The 21,226-nt window shown below is 41.7% G+C and carries 16 protein-coding genes; 9 read left to right on the top strand and 7 right to left on the bottom strand.

The features are described from left to right. A complete protein-coding gene (locus tag FQ082_RS05890) occupies window positions 1–666 on the bottom strand; it encodes a hypothetical protein (RefSeq protein WP_149492401.1) in 666 nt (221 codons plus the stop codon). Window positions 667–1,095: 429 nt separating this feature from the next. Between FQ082_RS05890 and aroE the strand changes: the two genes are divergently transcribed. Then, window positions 1,096–1,962, top strand: coding sequence for a shikimate dehydrogenase (gene aroE, locus FQ082_RS05885; RefSeq protein ID WP_149492400.1), 867 nt, complete (start codon window positions 1,096–1,098; stop codon window positions 1,960–1,962). A gap of 56 nt (window positions 1,963–2,018) precedes the next feature. Here the strand turns inward: aroE and FQ082_RS05880 are convergent, their stop codons facing one another. Further along, complete coding sequence (locus FQ082_RS05880; RefSeq protein ID WP_149492399.1) at window positions 2,019–3,146, bottom strand: FUSC family protein; 1,128 nt, start codon at window positions 3,144–3,146, stop codon at window positions 2,019–2,021. 406 nt (window positions 3,147–3,552) lie between these two features. On the opposite strand from FQ082_RS05880, the gene FQ082_RS05875 reads away from it, so the two are divergent. Further along, complete coding sequence (locus FQ082_RS05875) at window positions 3,553–5,373, top strand: acyl-CoA dehydrogenase C-terminal domain-containing protein (protein ID WP_149492398.1); 1,821 nt, start codon at window positions 3,553–3,555, stop codon at window positions 5,371–5,373. Window positions 5,374–5,477: 104 nt separating this feature from the next. On the opposite strand, the gene FQ082_RS05870 is transcribed toward FQ082_RS05875, so the two are convergent. Both FQ082_RS05870 and ybaK read right to left on the bottom strand, forming a co-directional pair. After that, window positions 5,478–5,852, bottom strand: a complete 375-nt coding sequence (locus tag FQ082_RS05870) for a 5-carboxymethyl-2-hydroxymuconate Delta-isomerase (RefSeq protein ID WP_149492397.1) — start codon at window positions 5,850–5,852, stop codon at window positions 5,478–5,480. Window positions 5,853–5,933: 81 nt separating this feature from the next. Next, the gene (ybaK, locus tag FQ082_RS05865; protein ID WP_149492396.1) at window positions 5,934–6,422 is read right to left on the bottom strand and encodes a Cys-tRNA(Pro) deacylase; all 489 of its coding nucleotides are present in this window, start codon (window positions 6,420–6,422) and stop codon (window positions 5,934–5,936) included. Between the two features lie 247 nt (window positions 6,423–6,669). Here ybaK and plsB point away from each other — a divergent pair, with 247 nt between their 5' ends. Next, complete coding sequence (gene plsB, locus FQ082_RS05860; RefSeq protein ID WP_149492395.1) at window positions 6,670–9,462, top strand: glycerol-3-phosphate 1-O-acyltransferase PlsB; 2,793 nt, start codon at window positions 6,670–6,672, stop codon at window positions 9,460–9,462. Between the two features lie 117 nt (window positions 9,463–9,579). On the opposite strand, the gene ettA is transcribed toward plsB, so the two are convergent. Next, window positions 9,580–11,241, bottom strand: a complete 1,662-nt coding sequence (gene ettA, locus FQ082_RS05855; RefSeq protein ID WP_149492394.1) for an energy-dependent translational throttle protein EttA — start codon at window positions 11,239–11,241, stop codon at window positions 9,580–9,582. 370 nt (window positions 11,242–11,611) lie between these two features. On the opposite strand from ettA, the gene FQ082_RS05850 reads away from it, so the two are divergent. From FQ082_RS05850 to FQ082_RS05835, 4 genes are all read left to right on the top strand, one after another. Then, on the top strand, window positions 11,612–12,892 hold the full coding sequence (locus FQ082_RS05850; RefSeq protein ID WP_149492393.1) for a ferredoxin reductase: 1,281 nt from the start codon (window positions 11,612–11,614) through the stop codon (window positions 12,890–12,892). Between the two features lie 129 nt (window positions 12,893–13,021). Further along, window positions 13,022–14,368: a fatty acid desaturase family protein gene (locus tag FQ082_RS05845; RefSeq protein WP_149492392.1), complete on the top strand. Its 1,347-nt coding sequence runs from the start codon at window positions 13,022–13,024 to the stop codon at window positions 14,366–14,368. 182 nt (window positions 14,369–14,550) lie between these two features. Further along, window positions 14,551–14,844, top strand: a complete 294-nt coding sequence (locus tag FQ082_RS05840; protein ID WP_020442517.1) for a GNAT family N-acetyltransferase — start codon at window positions 14,551–14,553, stop codon at window positions 14,842–14,844. A 304-nt stretch (window positions 14,845–15,148) separates the two neighbouring features. Next, on the top strand, window positions 15,149–15,442 hold the full coding sequence (locus FQ082_RS05835) for a 4a-hydroxytetrahydrobiopterin dehydratase (protein ID WP_133103928.1): 294 nt from the start codon (window positions 15,149–15,151) through the stop codon (window positions 15,440–15,442). 148 nt (window positions 15,443–15,590) lie between these two features. Here FQ082_RS05835 and FQ082_RS05830 read toward each other — a convergent pair whose 3' ends face one another. Further along, window positions 15,591–15,746, bottom strand: a complete 156-nt coding sequence (locus FQ082_RS05830) for a DUF1328 domain-containing protein (protein ID WP_011512513.1) — start codon at window positions 15,744–15,746, stop codon at window positions 15,591–15,593. Between the two features lie 428 nt (window positions 15,747–16,174). Between FQ082_RS05830 and FQ082_RS05825 the strand changes: the two genes are divergently transcribed. Next, entirely contained in the window at window positions 16,175–17,473 is a 1,299-nt protein-coding gene (locus tag FQ082_RS05825; RefSeq protein WP_149492391.1) for a saccharopine dehydrogenase family protein, read from the top strand. A gap of 447 nt (window positions 17,474–17,920) precedes the next feature. Next, complete coding sequence (locus tag FQ082_RS05820) at window positions 17,921–18,352, top strand: hypothetical protein (protein WP_149492390.1); 432 nt, start codon at window positions 17,921–17,923, stop codon at window positions 18,350–18,352. Window positions 18,353–18,488: 136 nt separating this feature from the next. On the opposite strand, the gene FQ082_RS05815 is transcribed toward FQ082_RS05820, so the two are convergent. Continuing rightward, window positions 18,489–21,011, bottom strand: coding sequence for a Tex family protein (locus FQ082_RS05815; RefSeq protein WP_149492389.1), 2,523 nt, complete (start codon window positions 21,009–21,011; stop codon window positions 18,489–18,491). Between the last annotated feature and the right edge of the window lie 215 nt (window positions 21,012–21,226).

The following is a 21,226-nucleotide window of genomic DNA, read 5'->3' as shown; positions in this document are numbered from 1 at the left end:
TTACTGATTTTTTTGGCTAGCAGACTTATTGATGATCAGCATACAGCTATAAAACTCACATTTTGCCAGCTCTACTTTTTGCCCACCGATGACTTTATTTTTGATAATTTGACCGTTTAGCATATCAGCCACCAGCTTACCGCCCTCATCACCCATTAATTGGCGAGCAAGTTGATAGGATTTTTTGGCATGACCTTGACTCAGCTCTTTTTCTTTATCTGAGTCGGTCGGATTGGCAAAATACCAGCCAAGCTCGAGATATTTTTCAGAGTCAATAAGATCTAGATAAGGCGCTTCGGTATTCATAAAACGGTATTTGGACGCAGGATTACTGGCATAATCCAAGCTATTTTCATCGGTGCTGACCACTTTACCAAGCGTTGATTTAATAGCGTTCAATTGATCAACGGTGAGCGACTCGACTTTTTTAGGACCCCATGATGCGACATCATATTTGACTGGGGTGCCTTCTTGCGCCGTTGCACCATCTAAATCAGCATTTGGCGCAGGGTCTTTTGGTTTTGGTGTATCGGAGACGGTCTGCTTATCAGCACTTACCTCCTCTGTTGATACTTTGCTGCTTTTATTGTTATCACAGGCGCTTAACGACACGCCAACTGCCATTATCGTACTGACCATAAGGGTCTGTAGGGTGTTATTCCACATGGGCAACTTACTCACACTTTTAGATAGTTCTGAAAATGGTATTAACAAGCAGCTAAGTATGCCGCTGATAATGAATAGTGTCTGTTATTGAAGTCTTGCTATCACTGAGTTTTTATACATACGCTTTTTCTATTTGAATATTCTAAAATTCACATTAAAAAAGCACAGGGAAAAATAATATGGTTACTTTTTCATGCTCTCTAGTTTACCCAACTGCTTAGCGCTTGACCACCCTTTACCTTACGGATAACACTCGCAGAGAGTACAGATTTGTTAAGATGCTAACGTCATAAAAATTCACCCCGAATCCGCTAGTTATATCCATAGCTTCAGGTTTGTCAAACGGCGCGTTATCCCTTATGATAAGTACGCTTTGATATCCTTACTCTATCACCCTTACTTATGCCCTGTACCGCCAGTGGAGCCTTTATGACCCAGCATTTTATTGTTATTGGTAATCCGATTGCCCACAGCAAGTCTCCTGAAATCCATACGCTATTTGGTACGCAAACAGGACTTGATATCTGTTATCAACGTCAATACTGCCCTGCTGATGCGGCAAGTTTTACGGCAGTGATTGAGGCGTTTTTTAATGGTGGCGGCATGGGTGCTAATGTAACTGTACCTTTTAAACAAGTTGCATATGAATGCTGTGCAGCACGAGGCGGCTTATCTGAACATGCCAAAGTGGCTGGCGCGGTCAATACGTTATTATTAGATAAAGCACTATTGGCAAAAGGTGTATCACCAGTAGAGGCGTTATTTGGTGACAATACTGATGGTCAAGGATTGGTCAATCATATGCAGCGTTTAGGCTGGCCATTGAATGGTGCACGCGTGGCAATCATTGGCGCAGGCGGTGCAGCGCGCGGCGTGGTATTGCCGCTGATAGAGGCTGGTATTAAAACGCTGACCATCACAAATCGTACAGTGAGTAAGGCAGAAATTTTAGTCGATGAACTTAGCACCGCAAGCGAAAAGATAAATCAATATACTATTCATACCTGTGCGACGGCGGACTTAAGTGGTGACTTTGATATCATTATTAATGCCACATCCATCGGACTATCAGGTGAGACATTGCCGTTAAATGATGCGCTAAACTGCCAATATGCTTACGATATGATGTATGGACGTGAGCTGGCATTTTTGCAGCATTTCGCCGCCCGTGGTGCCCATACCTCCAATGGTTACGGCATGCTGATCGGGCAAGCAGCGTTAAGTTTTGAGCGTTGGACAGGATGCGCTATTGATGTTGTGCAAGCGACTGCCGCATTAGAAAAATCATCAATGTAAGAAATATCGCTTAAATGCAGCCACTAGCCAATATAAAAACAATCTACGTTTTTATATTACCCGAAGCGTGTCAATAGCCATTTTTCTATACGGCGCAGCGGTACACGCAAATTCGTTGAATGCATAACAACCCCGCCGCCAAGACCAACCATACAGCCAAACAACGTATCCAACAAGCGTGTGTGCGTGACCTCTTGATAGACCGCTGACGTAAGCGGCAACCCACTGCCATATTCTGCAATGAATATCGTCAGCGGCGTGATAAATACAACCGCTAGTCCATAATGACGATCTACTAAGGATTCAATACAAAGCATCATAACCAATATCGAAATAGCGATACCCCATATCGATAACCCCCAAGATAGCATCCAACTCGCCAAACCCACGCCTATCAATGTTCCTAGCAAACGATGTAGTTGCTTAATCCACATCGTCCGTAAGTGGATACCCTGAATGATCAGAAAACAGCTAACCGCTGCCCAGTACGGATTAGACATATCTAGCATTAAAGGAATCAACAGCGCTAAACTGACAAAACCCGCGACAATAATGCTTTCACTAATGGTATCAGGCTCATAGCTATAAGTTGGCGTCGGCGTAGCAGGACGCGTCGCTAATAAAAATAGCGAATACAGCAGCCCCATGATTAAAGCAAAGCCACTACCCAGCATCACAAGCCCAGTGGCTGACATGATTTTCTCTAATGGCAGTGGTATAAATAATGCTAGCGCCCCAGCCATCATCACAAACAAGCCAGCTGGCGGCGGCTGGCGATAATAACGTCCAAAAATAACCACACCAAAGGCTATCAGCATAAACACTGGCAGCCTAAGAATAGCCACTTGCTGTGCTGCCAAACCGAATGCAAAGCATAACGACATGGCAAAGCCCCATGTCATCAACGTCACTAACCGATAGGGCAGTTTGCCTATTAAAGGTAAATTCAAGATGACCATTGCCCCCAAAGACGCCTTGATACCTGATGGCAAAGCGTCAAAGTAAGCGCCCACGAAGACGGGGAAACTAATGGTAATGGCAGCAATAATAGGCATATGCCACGGTCTCTTGCTTTGATTAACTGTCAGCAAATGAGCAAGCTCACCATCTATCAAAAACTTTAGGCGAGTCAATAATACTGTCAGCCAAGACACCCGCTTTGCCTTGGAATTCGTTGTGCTCATACAAGGTCTTCCTTATATCGTAAATGCATTTGGACAATGGGCGTATCGTTCGCTTTGATCATATCGTTATTTTCATAATAAATAGCTGCTTAGTAAAATATGGTGTTAGAAAGTTTATTGACACAATAATAACTTAATGTTGTAATTATACTAATGAACTATGAATATTAGTTATTAGTTATATATTTGTCGCTATATAAGATTTATACTGCACCAACGTACAACGACTTTTTTTTATCAAGGATAACTTAACAGTTTCCAAAACAGACAAGCCAGCCTTAACAGATCCACCCATTACTCAAGATATTCTCTATTTTTATTCCAAATAATTAAAATCGTTTCCGTAAACTCTGGCTTAAAAACTAAGTCAACCGTCTATGATAGCGAACAACTAAAGAGAACGACTATGTTAACTTACAAAGCACCTTTACGTGATATCAAGTTTTTGATTAATGATGTATTTGACTTCCAAACGCATTATAAAGATTTGGATAATGGCGAAAACGCAGATCCTGAAACCGTTGATATGATCCTTCAAGGGATGGCGGATTTTGCTGAAAACGTCTTGGCTCCTTTATATCAGCCAGCAGATGCTGAAGGTTGTCATTTTGAGAATGGTGTGGTCACGACCCCTAAAGGCTTTAAAGAAGCATATCAGCAGTTTGTTGATGGTGGCTGGCAAGGTATTTCTTACCCTGAAGAATATGGCGGTATGAACTTACCGACCTCATTGAACCTTATCAAAGCTGAAATGATCGGTACGGCTAACTGGCCTTGGGCAATGTATCCTGGTTTATCAACCGGCTGTATCAATACCATTATGCAGTATGGTACGGATGAGCAAAAAGAGACGTATCTACATAAGTTGGTGGAAGGCTCTTGGGCAGGCACTATGTGTCTAACTGAGCCACAATGTGGTACAGACTTGGGTCAAGTAAAGTCAAAAGCTATTCCACAAGACGACGGCAGCTATAAGCTTAGCGGTACTAAGATCTTCATCTCAAGTGGTGAGCATGACTTAACTGAAAACATCATCCATATCGTTTTAGCCCGTCTACCGGATGCACCAGAAGGCACTCGTGGTATTTCATTATTTATCGTACCGAAATTTTTGCCAAATGCTGAAGGCGAAATTGGCGAGCGCAATGGCGTCTCTTGTGGATCTATTGAACACAAAATGGGCATCAGCTCATCAGCGACTTGTGTCCTAAACTTTGATGATGCCGTTGGTTACTTAATTGGTGAGCCGAACAAAGGTCTAAAAGCCATGTTCACCTTTATGAACACTGCCCGTATTGGTACTGGTATCCAAGGACTGGCGCACACTGAATTGTCATTCCAAAACGCCCTACCATATGCCAAAGATCGTCGTTCAATGCGTACTTTATCGGGTACGAAAGATCCTGAAAAAGTAGCTGATGCGATTATCCATCATGCTGACGTACGCCGTATGCTATTGACCCAAAAAGCCTTTGCTGAAGGCGGTCGCTCAATGATTTATCATTCAGCACGCTATGCAGATAAAATGGCACAAGGCATCATCAATGGCGATGATGAAGAGTTTGAAAAATGGGATGATAAGCTTGGCTTCTATACGCCTATCCTAAAAGGCTTCTTAACTGAGCTTGGTATTGAAGCGGCTAAACACGGTCAGCAAGTCTATGGCGGTCATGGCTATATCAAAGAATGGGGTATGGAGCTTATCGCTCGTGATGCTCGTATCGCGACCATGTACGAAGGTACGACTGGTATACAAGCATTAGATCTATTAGGTCGTAAAGTGATCTTGCAGTCTAAAGGTAAAATCATTCGCGATTACACTTCAAGCATCATGAAATGGTGTGGCGAGTATGCCTTAGACAAAGACATGCGCAAGTTTGTTTGGGCATTGACCAAGCTTTGTGCTGAATGGAACACCCTGACAGTACGCTTGATGTTGATGGCACGTAAAGACCGTGAAATCATCTCAGCAGCATCTGATGATTTCTTAATGTACTCAGGCTATGTGATGATGGGCTACCACTGGGCACGTATGGCAGCGGTTGCGTATGACAAGCTTGAAAACGGCGGTACAGAATCACCAGAGTTCTACAAAGCCAAAATCCAAACGGCAGAATTCTATTTTGATAAGCTGTTACCACGTACTTCAGGTCACGCCGAAGGCATGGTTGCACCAAGCAGCAGCATGACAGCAATGGACATTGATAACTTTGCTTTCTTAGACTAGGGTTGATTAAAAGCTAGTCTAAGACTGTTATAAATAAAAAAGCGCTTAGTTAAATAACTAGGCGCTTTTTTTATACTGTATTAGCAAGTAACTAATAAATTCAGTTACGCATTTAACATTTTCTTATGATACACCGCGCTAATCTCTTCAACCTCTACGCATACTTGTAACGATGCGCGTCCTGATTGCTCAGCACCCAGCGTTTGCTCTATAGTAGTCACCAATTGCTCAGCAAGCTGATTACGGATACTTATATCACGACCGCTCATGATTTTTAGATGTGCATAAATAAAGCCATTGACTTGCTCATCATCTTCAACGCCCACTAAAAACGTTTCAACAGGAATAATGCGTGATTTAATATCTGTTGCTTTACCAAAGTGTCCACTGTCCCACAAGATTTTATTCAACGCTTTGAGGAATGATTCTTCGTGAGCAATACTGACATTGGGTGTCACTTGAATGGTTAAATGCGGCATGATTATATCCTTATACAATACGGGTAAAAAACGAAAAGTGAATAGCTTCGCAAAGCTAATGTATCTGACAATCAGCAGTTTTCAATCATCGGTAATAGAGGCAAAGCGAGCCGTAAGTGTCGTCGCTAATTGTGCTGGCGGCAGTTCAATCTCTAGACCACGGCGACCACCACTGATGTAGATAGTCGAATGCGCTTGCGCTGACTCATCTATAACAGTTGGCAAGCGTTTTTTTTGTCCCAATGGACTGACACCGCCTAGTACGTAGCCGGTACTACGCTCGACTTGTTTGGGATCTGCCATTTGGACTTTTTTGCAGGCCAGCATTTTATTAACAGATAGCGCCTTAGCCATTTTTTTAAAGTTTAAGGTTTTATCCACTGGCAAGATAGCAACAGCGAGCACATCTGTATCGGTCAATACGACCAAGGTTTTAAAAACTTGTGTCACGTCAACACCCAGCTTTTCGGCCGCTTCTAACCCAAAAGAGGCAGCGTTACTGTCATGAGTATATTCATGTAATCGATAATCAAGACCACGTTGTTTGGCGAGATTGATAGCTGGCGTCATAATATTCTCACTGAATTAAGTGACGTTAATGAGTAAGCAGAAATACAAGATAGTATATCTTGTTCAAAACTATTTTTACCCTAAATACTTTACTTTTCAAATCATTGAATAGCTTATGCAGCGCGTATCTTACTGCACAGTAACCAGAGCTTATTAATATTGGTAGTATCTACAGACACTATATATCGCTTTGATGGCTTTTATGGCATTATAAGGGCAATATATTTGACTAATTTTGATACCGATTATGATACCGAAGTTCTTAAAAAAACGGATTTTTAAAGCACCAGTGGTCAGCGGTAATACGCCAGCCACTGAACCGTCAGACACGCCACAAATTGATGGCAGCCCTATTGTACCCACGCCTTATACTAATGCCCCAATTAATCAATTGTACCGTAAAATCTCGGGACAGATGCTAGATGTGGCGGTAAAACCAAAGCTTTTAGGTGAGTTACCTGAGTTTGATCAGGATGATCAGACGTTAAGATTTTATGTGCTGCAAGATTATTCGCGCTCCAACAGTATTTTGATTGATCTGCAAACGCAAGAACATAAATTACCGCCAGCATTGGTTGGGGTAAATGACAGTGCTCATAATATCAAAGAAAATGCTGCCATTATATTTTTACATCACCCCCATGCTAAAGAAAACCAACTATCGCCGCGCCTATCACGTCTGGTCTCTGCTGTTTTGCAGTATCCAGAATTAAAAGTACGCTTGGTACCAGTATCTATCCTCTGGGGACGCGCGCCTGAAAAAGAGGATTCTTTATTTAAACTGCTAACGGCTGATAACTGGCAAGATCCTAGCATTACCAAGCAGTTATTTAATATCGGTGTGATGGGACGCGATACTTTTATACAGTTCCATCCTCCGCAAGATTTGCGTACCCTTATTAATGATAGCCTTAAAGACGATGATGATGAGCCTACTGACTTAAATTCCGCTATCTTTGAATCTGCTACTCTTGATACGAATGCCAGTGATGCTACAGATAGCGCCACTGAAAATACAATCAGTGTAGCGCCAAATTATACTGTGGTAGCTGCGGCTGATGGCAATCGTGAGCTTGTACGCTCATTGCAGCAGCAGCTTAATATTTATTTGGACAAACAACGCGCCAGTATGCTCGGTCCTGACTTATCAGACAGACGTAACTTAGTAGATAAGCTGGTTTACTCGCCTGCCATCAAACATGCAATAGAGGCAGAAGCGGCAGAGACCGGTACTAGCCCTCGTGAAGCGCGACTACTCGCAAAGAGCTACGCTAATGAGATGGTCAATGATTACTCACATGCCATCATCCGCGGTTTTTATAAATTTTTAACGTGGTTATGGACGCAACTGTATGATGGTGTAGAAGTCCATCACTTCGAGCGTGTACGTGAACTGGCAGCAGATTATGAGCTGGTATATGTACCTTGTCATCGTAGCCATGTTGATTATTTATTACTGTCTTATGTCATTTATAAACGTGGCTTGAGTATTCCTTATGTCGCTGCGGGTGATAACTTAGATGTGCCAGTTTTAGGTCCAATATTACGCGGTGCAGTGGCTTTTTATATACGTCGTAGTTTCCGTGGTAATGCGCTTTATACCGCAGTTTTACGTGAGTACATGCACACGCTTATTACTCGTAATACCCCAATTGAATACTTTATCGAAGGCGGGCGCTCACGCTCAGGACGTTTGCTACCACCGAAAATGGGTATGCTGGCAATGACAGTGCACAGCCAATTGCGTCAGAGTAACAAGCCAGTGGTCTTTATTCCGACTTATATCGGCTATGAGCGCATCATGGAAGGTGGCACCTATATCGGTGAGCTAAAAGGCAAGCCAAAAGAGTCTGAATCATTACTTGGACTCCTCAAAGTCGGTCGCAAGATTGAACGTATTTTTGGCAATGTGCACTTAAGTTTTGGTACACCGCTACATCTAACCGATTTTATGGCCAAATTTGATGTACCAGAAAACAGCTTACCTGCTGATCGCACCGATACGCCGCTCGATGATAAAGCCAGCGCCATGGTTGATAATATCGGTGTCAAAGTCATGCAGCATATCAATAAAGCAGCAGTGGTTACTCCGGTATCCTTGCTATCACTAGTATTACTATCTGCACCAAAATCGGCGCTCGATGAAGATATTTGCCGCGAGCAAATTGCCCTTTATCAAGGTTTGGCTCAACAGCTGCCGTATTCAAGTGATACGGTCGTTACCGACATGTCGCCGCAGCAAATTATTGATTATGGTATTAAGTTAAAACTTATTGAACGTATCCCTCATATCTTGGGCGATATCATTCAGATTGCAGGTAAGCAAGCAGCATTGCTGAGTTATTTCCGTAATAATATCTTGCATGTCTTTATTCTCCTGTCTTTCTTAGCGGCTTTAGTTGCCCGTAATGGTCGTATCGAACGTAGCCGTCTAGACAATATCGCCATGCAGCTCTATCCATTTCTGCAAAGCGAGCTATTCTTATATTATCCTGCGCATGGTTTGGCGGATACCCTGAACAAAAAAGTTGACAGTTTAATTGCTCATGGTCTAATTGTAGAATTGGGCGATGGTATGCTCAGCGTCCCTGAAGCCAATAGTAGATGCTACCAGCAGCTGCAAGTGCTTGCCACGCCGGTTGAACAAAGTCTTGAACGCTACTTTATGACCTTGGCTCTACTCGCTCAGCAAGGCTCAGGCAACTTAACCGAAAACGAAGTAGTTGATTTATGTCATCTGCTTGGTCAACGTTTATCAGTGTTATATGCTGATGATATTCCTGACTTCTTTGATCGCGCATTATTTACCAGTTTCCTTGGTGCATTGACTCGTTTGGATTATCTGCAAAAAGATGTAGAAACCGGCATCTTAACCTTTGATCAACGTATCAATGATATTGCTCATCATGCAAAATATGTGCTGAGACCCGAAATGATGCAAATCTTGCATCAAGTTGCCAGTCTCAATGAAGAAGAGATTGCCCATGCTATTACTGAGATTAGTAATAAAAAGCAGCGTAAGTTTGGGCGTAAGCGTTAATTAACAATTTTAGGTCATAGACGTAAACAGCCTACTGAAGTAATACTCATAAAAAAGACCTCTAATAATTAGAGGTCTTTTTTATTACTTTACATTTGAAATTTCTGAGCAGCTATCTTAAGTTGAAATCTTTTTATACTTCATACGTTTAGGATTGGCATCATCACCCATCGTCTTCTTACGATACGTTTCAAACTCAGAATAGTTACCATCGAACCAAACTGGACCTTCATCTTCAAACGCCAAGATATGAGTCGCGATACGGTCAAGGAACCATCGATCATGCGACACGACCATGACAGTACCTGGGAAGACTTGAATCGCATCTTCTAGCGCACGTAAGGTTTCGATGTCCAAATCGTTTGATGGTTCATCAAGGAGCAATACGTTTGCGCCTTGCTTCAAGGTCTTAGCTAACTGCAAGCGGTTACGCTCACCACCAGACAATTGACCGACGTGCTTTTGCTGGTCTGAACCTTTAAAGTTAAAGCGACCAATATAAGCGCGGCTTGGCGTCGTATAGTCACCAACGGTAATAATATCAAGCCCGTCAGAGATTTCTTCCCAAACCGTTTTGCTATCATCTAAATTGTCGCGTACCTGACCAACATAAGCAACTTTGACACTTTCGCCCAAATCGACTGAGCCTGTATCTGGCGTATCGCGTTCGGTAATCATGTTAAATAGTGTGGTTTTACCCGCACCATTTGGACCAATAATACCAACAATGGCACCAGCTGGGACGTTAAAGCTAAGGTTTTCATAGAGTAAACGGTCACCAAATGACTTGGAGATATCGTTGACTTCGATGACTTTATTACCCAAACGAGGACCCGGTGGAATATAAATCTCAGAGGTCTCATTACGCTTCTGGAACTCTTGTGAGTTCAATTCTTCAAAACGCTGGACACGAGATTTAGACTTGGCTTGTTGACCTTTTTGGTTCTTACGAATCCAATCCAGCTCTTTTTTCAGCGCTTTAGCAAACGATTCTTCTTGTTTATTCTGCTGCTCTAGACGAGTGTTCTTTTGCTCTAGCCACTCAGTATAGTTGCCTTCATACGGATAGCCATGACCGCGGTCAAGCTCCAAAATCCACTGGGCAACGTTATCCAAGAAATAACGGTCATGGGTAATAGCAACAATAGTACCACTATAGTTCTGCAAGAACTGCTCTAACCATGCCACGGACTCAGCGTCCAAATGGTTGGTTGGTTCGTCAAGTAATAACATATCAGGGCGTGATAATAGCAAACGACATAGTGCCACACGGCGTTTTTCACCACCAGACAGTTTACTGACATCCGCATCCCAAGGTGGCAGACGAAGTGCATCAGCCGCTTTTTCAAGCTGGGTATTTAAGTTATGCGCATCCCATGCTTGGATGATGTCTTCCATCTTACCTTGCTCTTCAGCAAGCTTGTCAAAGTCAGCATCAGGTTCAGCATATTCCGTATAAATGGCATCAAGACGAGCAAGCGCATCTAACGCCTCACGCATACCGTCTTCGACGTTACCACGGACATCTTTGCTGTCATCAAGCTGCGGTTCCTGCGGTAGATAACCAATTTTGGTACCCGTTTGTGCACGAGCTTCACCACTAAATTCAGTATCCACGCCCGCCATGATGCGTAGCAAGGTTGATTTACCTGAGCCATTGATACCCAAAACACCAATTTTGGCGCCAGGGAAAAAAGATAGATTGATGTTCTTTAAGATTTCACGCTTAGGTGGAACAAGTTTTGACACGTTGTTCATCGTGTAAATATATTGAGCCATTAACACTCCGATAGACTGCATAAAAGAGGCAAACAAACAGACTTAGCAATACTACCAAGTAAGCTACACCTCAAAATCAGGGGTATTCATTGACTGTCATTATCGCATTGTGGCGCAACCCCTGCAAGCTAACTGGCTGTTTTACCGCTTGTTTCATACCTTTTGACACAAAGCTGAGCGCATTTTATATAAAAGCTTCTATTAAAATTATCATTCAGCTTACTGGTGTATCTTTCTGATTCATGGCAGTTTTATAAAAACCACAAAAAACAGCATTAAACATTTCGCAAAATTAATCAATAGACGATATTATATTAGCTAATCTTAATAAAATAGCTTTGTAAAAACGGCTTAATAGAAAAGGTACTCCATGACGACTGGCTATCGCCCTGAACTGATCCAACGCCTGTTCATTGATTTCATCAGTACGCGGCTGCACCCCTTTTGGTCATTAACTGTGCCTAAATTGCGTCTTATAGCACGCCTTACACTCAGTGATGACTTGATAGCGCTACAGTTTGAGCCTAACCGCGCCTTTAAGCAGCAAGCTTTTAGTTCAGGTAATAGCTCACACAATGGTTGGCATGGCGGACAGCATATTGATTTAAGCATACTGATTGATGGTGTTTATCATCAACGCCACTATTCATTGGTTGGTCTAGCGCAGCAACCCTTATGGTGGTATGAGGACAGTACTAAAAGCTCTAACGAAAATAAAAATAGCTTTGATGAAAAGTCGCAACCGCAAACTATTGTCTCTACGATAACTATTGCTGTTAAGCCGCAAGGTCTAGTATCAGATTATCTAAGTAAACGTGCAGCACTGGGTACTATATTTAATAGCGGTTTACCCAGTGGCGAATTTACTCTAGCTCATACAGTGTTAGCACAGCAAGCAAGTCAAATAAGCGAACCCTTATCCCTTACCCCTATACCACTGCCACTATTGTTTATCGCTAGCGGCAGTGGTATTACGCCAATGCTAGGTTTGATTACGCAGGCGCTGCAAAATGGACATCCAGTAACGTTACTACATTACAATCGTACAACCTTCTATAAATCACCATTGCAAGATCAATGGCAGCAGTTAGCTACTAAATATCCAACATTCATTTATCACCTTATTAATACGGGAGACCCCAATACTTACCTTGCCGGCTCGCGACATTTGAGCGTAGAAACTTTAATAGCATTAAAATTACCGCTGATGGATACGCAAATATTTGCTTGTGGTTCGCCGGCGTTGTTAGCGGGTTTGTACCGCGCTTGCGATGAGATTAATTTGCCAGATAACAAGCAGCTGCGTGACAATATTACGATAGAAAGCTTTAGTGCTATAGAAAGCTTAGATCATATTTTTTCTACTATAGATAAAGCAGACGAAGAAGGGATTACTAGCGACGTAAAAACCATTTATTTACGTGGACGGCAACGACAATATAACAGTAGTACGACATTATTATTAGGTGCTGAGAGCGCTGGTATTCGAATGAGCCACGGCTGCAGACAAGGTATCTGTCAGCTGTGTCGCTGTAATAAGATCAGCGGAAGGGTCAAAAACATTCAAACCGGTAAGATAAGTAATGATGGCTATGAGTCTATTCAAACCTGCATTAATGTACCAATGACTGATGTCATATTGGATATTTAAAAAATATTATCAAGGATAAGACAGCCTTGCGTAAACATTTATTTGTAATGTTTATTAAAACTGACACCGATGATTAAACCGAACGTTGTGCTTGCGATTTATTGATGCACCTTCGGATAAGGACTATCTATGCGCTTATTACCCCCTATATTTAAAGCTAAATCTGCAGTCTCTACTATAACTCCGTTAATCGATGCACCATTCAAAACCACGCGATATCCGACGTTAACGAGTACGCCGTTACCAAAAGTGCAAACCGAAGCGCTCGCTAATGAATTGAATACACTGTATCAAGGCGTGATGGACTCACTAGGCAGCGATGATGCGCGCTATATTCAGCGTGTTTATGGGACGGTGGTATATAGCGAGGTAATTTCACGGGCATTACTGGCATTTTCTGGGCAATTATCATCAAAACGTAGCAAACTTGTCGTTTGGCTACTGGGCACATCCTTGCTGAGTTTTAGTAAAATTTTAAACAATATGGAGCTTGGTCATAACGTCATGCATGGTCAGTATGATTGGATGCAGCACCCTCACCTTAACAGCCAAAATTTCGATTGGGATATCGTTTGCCCTGCGCCTCTATGGCAGCATTCGCATAACTACTTGCATCATACTTTTACCAATATCGTCGGTCGCGACCATGACGTCGGCTATCACTTGATTCGTGTGACTGATGAGCAGCCTTGGACGCCAAGCGATCGTTATAACTTATTTAAGACGATGATATTGGCATTAGGCTTTGAATGGGCAGTCGCTTTCCATGATATCCAAATCAGTGTTGACGAATACGCAGATAGGCCACAGCTGGCAGAAATAATGCAGCCAAAAGCTCGTGCCCTATTCAGTAAAATCGCCCGACAAGCGGGTAAAGATTATATTGCTTTTCCCGCAGTGGCAGCTGTAGCGTTGGGTCGTAGTAGTGCAATGACAACCTTAAGCGGTAATATCACTGCCAATATCGTTCGCAATCTATGGACATGGGCAGTGATATTTTGTGGTCACTTTACTGAGCAGGCGCATATTTATACCCAGCTTGATGCCAATGAGAGCAAAGGTGATTGGTACGTACGCCAAATTCTCGGTTCTAGTAATATTCAGGGTAATAAATGGTTTCATATTCTGACTGGTAATTTATCGCATCAGATTGAGCACCATATCTTTCCCGATATGCCTGCTAGGCACTATGCGCAGATTGCACCAAACGTACAAGCCATCTGCGATAAATACGATTTAGCCTATAATACTGGACACTTTAGTCATCAATTTAAGCAAGTAATTGGACGTATTCGCCATTTTAGTAAACCTAGTGACGAAGAATGGCATACTTACACACAATCGATATCAAATAATGATAGAAGCATTACCAACAAAAGCAGTAATAACCATGCCTCTAACAACGCTACTGAGACATTACGTGGTTTTAGAAGGTTTCTCCCTCAGGTTGTGCGCCAAGCTATGTTTTATGCCTGATTTTTTATTAACGAGACTGGCATAGTCTTTAAGCTTGAAAAGAGCTTTTAGAATAGAAGCCTGTTAAAAATATTAACATTTGCCCTATCTACTCTTACGCTAACAGCCTAGAGATGTAAACTAGAAATCTGCACAATAACAAGAGTAGAAATAATTATAATATTTGAAAATAGGGAGTTTTTATGAGTAACGTCGGTACAAAATCAGATATGAATATCGTCCATAATGAGGCAGCGAGACGCTTTGAGACTTCGATCGATGGGCAGACAGGTTATATCAGTTACAAAGAGCGTGAGGATAAGCTGGTATATGATCATACTATCGTCCCACAGGAGTTAGGTGGTCGAGGGGTTGGCTCGGCATTGGTAAAACATGCATTGGACTATGCTCGTGAAAATAATAAGAAAGTAGTACCGCAGTGCTCGTTTGTTGCTTCGTATATTGATAAAAATCCTGACTACAAGGATCTACTATAGTTCAAAATATTGAATAAGTATGTTTGACGATAAATAGCTACGATAGTTTGCTCTATTAACCGTTATACTAGCGCTATATACTCTCACTAATAACGTCATTGCCCTCCTATCTTCTTGATACTTCTATTATATTTTTTTAGCCAAATATATAATAAAATGTCAGTGACAGGTGGGTTTTTTGTCCTATGACTTTTTATAAGCGTTTATTACATTCGTGAAGGCAAATAAAAATTACAGTAGTTGCCACACTATTTTATCGTTAATAATGATTTTTCTATCAACCATAATAATAAAGGATATCACCATGAGTAGTTTATCTAATCAACAAGTCGATTTGCAGTTAGAAGAATTACCAGGCTGGCAGCGCGAAGGTAATGCGATCGTAAAAACTTACCACTTTGGCGATTTTGTTGAAGCTATGAGCTTTATGAATCAAGCTGCTTTTCATGCTGAGGCCTTAGAACATCATCCTGAATGGAGTAATACCTATAATGTGGTAGAAGTTCGCCTGACTACTGGCGATACTGGCGGCATCACCAGTCATGATGTTCGTTTAGCAAAACGCATGGAACATATCGTCCAGCCCAAACGCTTATAACTATCAAGCTGTGCGCTTACTACGTATCATTGAGCAGATAGCTATAATTTTACTTATAAAAAAAGACCTCAGATAGTATCTGAGGTCTTTTTTACTAGCCAGTTTTCTAACTGGCTAATGTCTTTATAGGACGAGTATACTTTTCCTATTACATACGGCGGCTAACAAATGCCACGATGAATAGAATGACTGCTAATGCTAGCAAGATATAGGCGAAGTTTGCAGACAATCCAGCAACACCACCAAATCCTAAGAAACTTGCTAACAATGCGATTACGGCGAAAATAATAGCCCAACGAAACATAATAATTCTCCTAAAATAGTAATTGAAAAGTCAAATAATAAGGTTGCTATAGTAATTGCTAACCAACTAACTCTTACATTACCAACCTCAGTCATCCGATATTTTGCTTTTTATTTTTTTACAACTTTTAGTGCTCAGGAATATAGAGTAGCAATGATTTTCAATATAAAAGGTTCATTTTGGTAATAATGTCGATAGGTTATGTAAACTTTGTAGCAAATCTTACCATTTAAAGATATTTTCAGTACTTATGTGTGGAAACGGTAAACAAGCACTTAAGTACTACTAAGTATATGAGAAAATTATTCAAAGATCTTACGCTCGATTTTATAAATATTATTTATGATGCTTTTTTAAGCTCAATTGAACTTAACGATCATTTTCTTATAACAATCATTTGACAAAGCACACTAACAAGGAAGATAACGATGAATACGGATATATCAAAGAGTACTAACTCATCAGGTGATAACAAAAAAATTAATAGTGAAAAACGAGCTTATGCGGTGGTTTTATATGGGGCGACCAGCTTTGTTGGGCAAATCACTGCCCATTATCTGGCAGAGTTTTTGTCTGCTAACAAAGATAAGAGCGGCTCTGAAATTAATTGGGCGATAGCAGGTCGTGATCAAGAGAAGCTCAACGAGTTGCAATCTAAACTTACTAGCAAAGTAGATATTATCATTGCCAATAGCGATGATGCAGCAAGCCTTGATGCAATGACCGAGCAAACACAAGTCATTATCTCAACCGTTGGACCTTATCTTAAATACGGCGAACCGCTTATCAAATCGTGTGTTGATAATGGCACAGATTATGTTGATCTCACTGGTGAGGCAATATTTATCAAAGATATGATGGATAAGTATCAAGAGGCGGCAAAACAAAGCGGCGCCCGTATCGTCAACTCGTGTGGCTTTGATTCTATCCCATCAGATTTAGGCGTTTACTTTACGCAAAAGCAAGCAGAAGCGAAGTTTGACAGTGCTTGTGATGTCATTCATATGCGCGTGAAAGCCGCGAAAGGCGGACTATCAGGCGGCACGATTGCCTCAATGGCAACCATCTTTGAGGAAGTTGGACAAGATAAATCTCGTCGTAAGCAAGTGGCAAATCCTTATTTGCTGAACGATGATAAAGATGCGCCAAACGTACGTCAAAGCAATGTCAGTAAACCAGAATACGATAGCGAACATAAGCGCTGGCTTGCACCTTTTGTGATGGCAAGTATTAATACGCGCATTGTGCATCGCAGTAATCAGTTGCTTGGTTATGAATATGGACACGAATTTAAATATGATGAAGCAATGTGGATGAAAGATGGTATCAAAGGTAAGCTTACGAGTTATGCCTTGAGTGCAGGCTTGCTCGGCTTTGCCACTGCCATGATGATTACGCCAAGCCGCGAGTTATTATCCAAGCACGTGTTGCCTAAATCAGGTTCAGGACCTTCTAAAGAAGAGCAAGAAAACGGCTATTTTGATATTCGTCTCTTTGGACAAACAGCTAACAAAGACAGTATGACTACCAAAGTAACGGGTGATAAAGATCCAGGCTATGGCAGCACTTCACGTATGTTGTCGCAAGCGGCATTATGTCTAGCGCAAGATATCAGCAAAGAAGAAGTGAAGGGTGGTTTTTGGACACCTGCTTCAGCAATGGGCGACAAGCTACTTGCTCGTTTAGAGAAACACGCTGGTCTGAGCTTTGATGTGATTGATAGCTAAACCTATGTCTTAAAAAGCAGTTTCTATACTATCAATCAGTAGTATTAAAATAACCGTATTTTGGTCATAAGGTACGGTTTTTATCTCACAATAACACTACAATAATTGCACGATATCACTTATTAGTATCAGTCCGTTAGATTGTTCATGGATGTACCACTGAATGTTTAGTATTTAAATTGCTATTATTACGCCTAGTGTTTACGACGTCTTTTATATTTATAGATAACGTTATGCACTGACCAGAATTTTTGTACGAATCAATCATGATAGTCGCCTATTGATTATCATGATTTTATTTTTTCTATAGCTTATATATTAGTTATTTTAAATATATATATTCTGTATTCTACATAGATAAGTACCATATTAGACCGCATTTAATCAAAGTTATCTTTACGACCATTTTAGCTGACATTATAAAAATATAAATTGAGGATTAAATAAATGAAAAACCATACTCTAGCTTTATCATTACTGATTGGCGCGGCACTTACTGTTCCGGCAATGGCAGCTCCAGCTGATACTAAAGCCGCTAAAAAGACGACCGCCACTGCTGAGATTGCTGTTGAAGCCAAAGTTGAAAGCACAGGCAATGAGACTGATGCAAATACTTCTAAAACAAGCAAAATGACGCCGTTTGCGATTAGCGAAACTCAAACGATTTCGCGCGCACGCGTCAATAGTAATATTGGTCAACAGCCAATGACTACTGAGATAAAAGCGCCCAACGGTCAACAACCGATGACTACCGAAATAAAAGCGCCAGTAGAAGCTTTACAAAATTCGGAATTACAAACAACTGAGATTATCTCTGAAGATGTAGTGCTAGATGCAGAAGAAGACTTAGCAGAAGTTTCAGAAGAAGATGAGCTATAAGTAAATACCTAAGTAATTATACTAAGGCGATTCTTGAAATAAATATAGTGATTAAAAAGCACCATTGATATATTTGATTTAATAAAAAAGGCAGCCATTAGGCTGCCTTTTTTGTTTCTATTTAGAATAAGACGTCTTATTTCTTAACTTTAGTCACACCTGCTTCTTGCAATAGCGCGCCGAAAGTACCCATTTTGCTAGGCGATTCTGCTTTTTCTGCACGAGGCGCCTTACTGCGACTGTCGCTATTATTGCTGCTACTAGGTTGACGCTTAGGCTTAGACGGACGCTTATCGCCAGCTGGACGATTGCTGCGCGGACGACTGGTATTCTCATCATTATTAGTAACATTTGTCGTTGCAGGTTTCGCTGCTGGACGTGCAGGTTTTTCAGCTTCAGGTTTCATACTAAAACCAATACGACCGCGTTTTTCGTCAATAGAGATGACACGGACCGAGACGATATCACCGGGCTTGACGCGGTTCATCGGGTCTGCGACAAAGTCATTGGCCATTTGCGAGATATGAACCAGACCATCTTGATGCACGCCAACATCGATGAAGCAACCAAAGGCAGTCACGTTGGTAACAACCCCTTCTAGTGTCATGCCTTCGCTCAAATCTTTAATGCTGTTCACATCTTCACGGAAGTTAGCCGTCTTAAACTCAGGACGTGGGTCACGAGCGGGCTTAGCAAGCTCATCTAAAATCGCTTTTACGCTAACATTTTCATCATTAGCAGCTAGCGCTGTGGTATCGATACTGTTTAACACACCGTCGTTACCGATAACTTCTGGCAAGGCTTTACCTGTTTGTGCAAGTAAATTATCAACTAGCGCATAGCTTTCTGGATGTACACCAGTTGCATCAAGTGGATTGCTACCATCATGTATGCGTAAGAAGCCTGCGGCTTGCTCAAATGTCTTAGCACCTAAGCGCGGCACATTTTTCAATGACTCGCGGCTATCAAAAGCGCCATGCTCTTTGCGATAGGTAACGATTTGCTGCGCAACATTTTTATTTAAGCCAGCAATGTGCGCCAAGATAGCGGGGCTTGCCGTATTCACATCAACACCAACGGCGTTAACGCTGTCTTGTGTGACTTTATCAAGACTATCTGCCAACTGAGCTTGGTTAACATCATGTTGATATTGACCAACCCCAATGGCTTTTGGATCTACCTTGACAAGCTCAGACAATGGGTCTTGTAGACGACGAGCAATAGACACTGCCCCACGTACAGAGACATCTAAATTACCAAGCTCATCAGTAGCAAGCTCACTGGCAGAATAGACTGACGCGCCAGATTCATTCACGATGACTGCTTTGGCTTTTAGCGCATCATTTGCTGCCAAAATCTCTTTAATCATCGCATCGGTTTCGCGGCTTGCCGTACCATTACCGATAGCCACTAGATCCACATTATAAGTACTTAATAATTCATCGATAACCACTTTGGCTTCAGTCATTTTATTATCAGGCGCAAATGGATAAACCGTTGCGATAACAGGCTTGTCTTCGCCATCTAACATTACATGACCTTGAGCATCAACAATCGCCATCTTAACGCCATGACGGATACCGGGATCAACACCCAAAATAACTTTGCGGCCAGCAGGTGCTGACATCAATAAATGCTGTAAATTATTGGCAAAAACATCAATCGCAGCCGCTTCTGCAGTCAGACGCTTTTCAGTCAATAAACGATGCTCGATATGTGGACGCCATTTGTCTTTCCATAAGCTGCTCGCCGCTTCTGTCAAAAAAGCTTGACGCTCAGTTGGCGCTTTAGCATCAATCTCAAAATGCTTAATAATTTTTTCAATAAAAGGCGCATTTTCGCCTTCGATTTTTAGACCCAAGACGTTTTCTTGACGACCACGTAGCATCGCTAATAAGCGATGATTTGGCAAACGTGCAAGGCTTTCGCTATGCTCAAAGTAATCTTTGAATTTTTCACCGACTTCACGCTTTTCTTCACTGGCAACGCTCGATACGATGCTGGCTGTTTTGGAAAAACTGCTGCGTAAATGATCTAACAAGTCTAATGCTTGCGTCCATTCATCTACGATAATGGCTTGTACACCAGCAAGTTGCTTCTCGATATCACTAAAATCAACTTCAATCTCATTACCGCTTTCATCAGTAATGCTTGATTGTACTTGATAGTCTGCTAATGCATCGGTTGGCGTCACGTTTTGCGTTAACACTGCTTGTGCAGCAATATCAAGACCAGCAGCACGTGCTTTGGCAGCTGGTGAACGGCGGCGCGGACGATATGGCAAGTAGATGTCTTCAAGCTCAAGTTTTGAGGTTGCATTATCAATACGTGTCTGCAGCTCGTCAGTCAAATTGCCTTGTGTGCTCAGTAATTCAATAATTTTAAGGCGACGGGTTGCCATATCACGTTCATAATTGAGAGACTTCTCTAGCGCGCGCAATTGCGCATCGTCGAGATTCTGCGTCTTTTCTTTGCGGTAACGGGCAATAAACGGAACGGTCGCGCCTTCATCGTACAGTTTGACAAACGCATTGACTTGAGCAGTCTTAATGCCAAGCGCGCGAGCAAGCTTGTCGTGAATATTCGCGTGTGTGGTTGCATCCAAAACCTGTGCATTTGTCGAGGTTTGAGATGGCGTTAAGGTATCAGTGCTACTCATAGACGTATCAATCGTTGAGAAATGTAGTTTTGCATTATAGCAAAAGCTGCATGAATAGAAATCCTTTTTATCTTTTCGTTATTTATCGTGTTATTTATCGCAAAAATCGTTTAATGAGCACACTCTTGACGCTTTATTAAACAAACACCTACAGCATTTGCCTTTATCAGTGATGCAATTATGACTGCAATCTTATACACTAAAGTCTCATCAGC

Origin of the sequence: Psychrobacter sp. ANT_H56B, assembly GCF_008369245.1 — a bacterium.
In the GTDB taxonomy this organism is placed as follows: domain Bacteria; phylum Pseudomonadota; class Gammaproteobacteria; order Pseudomonadales; family Moraxellaceae; genus Psychrobacter; species Psychrobacter cryohalolentis.
This window is presented reverse-complemented; position numbering and strand designations above follow the sequence as displayed.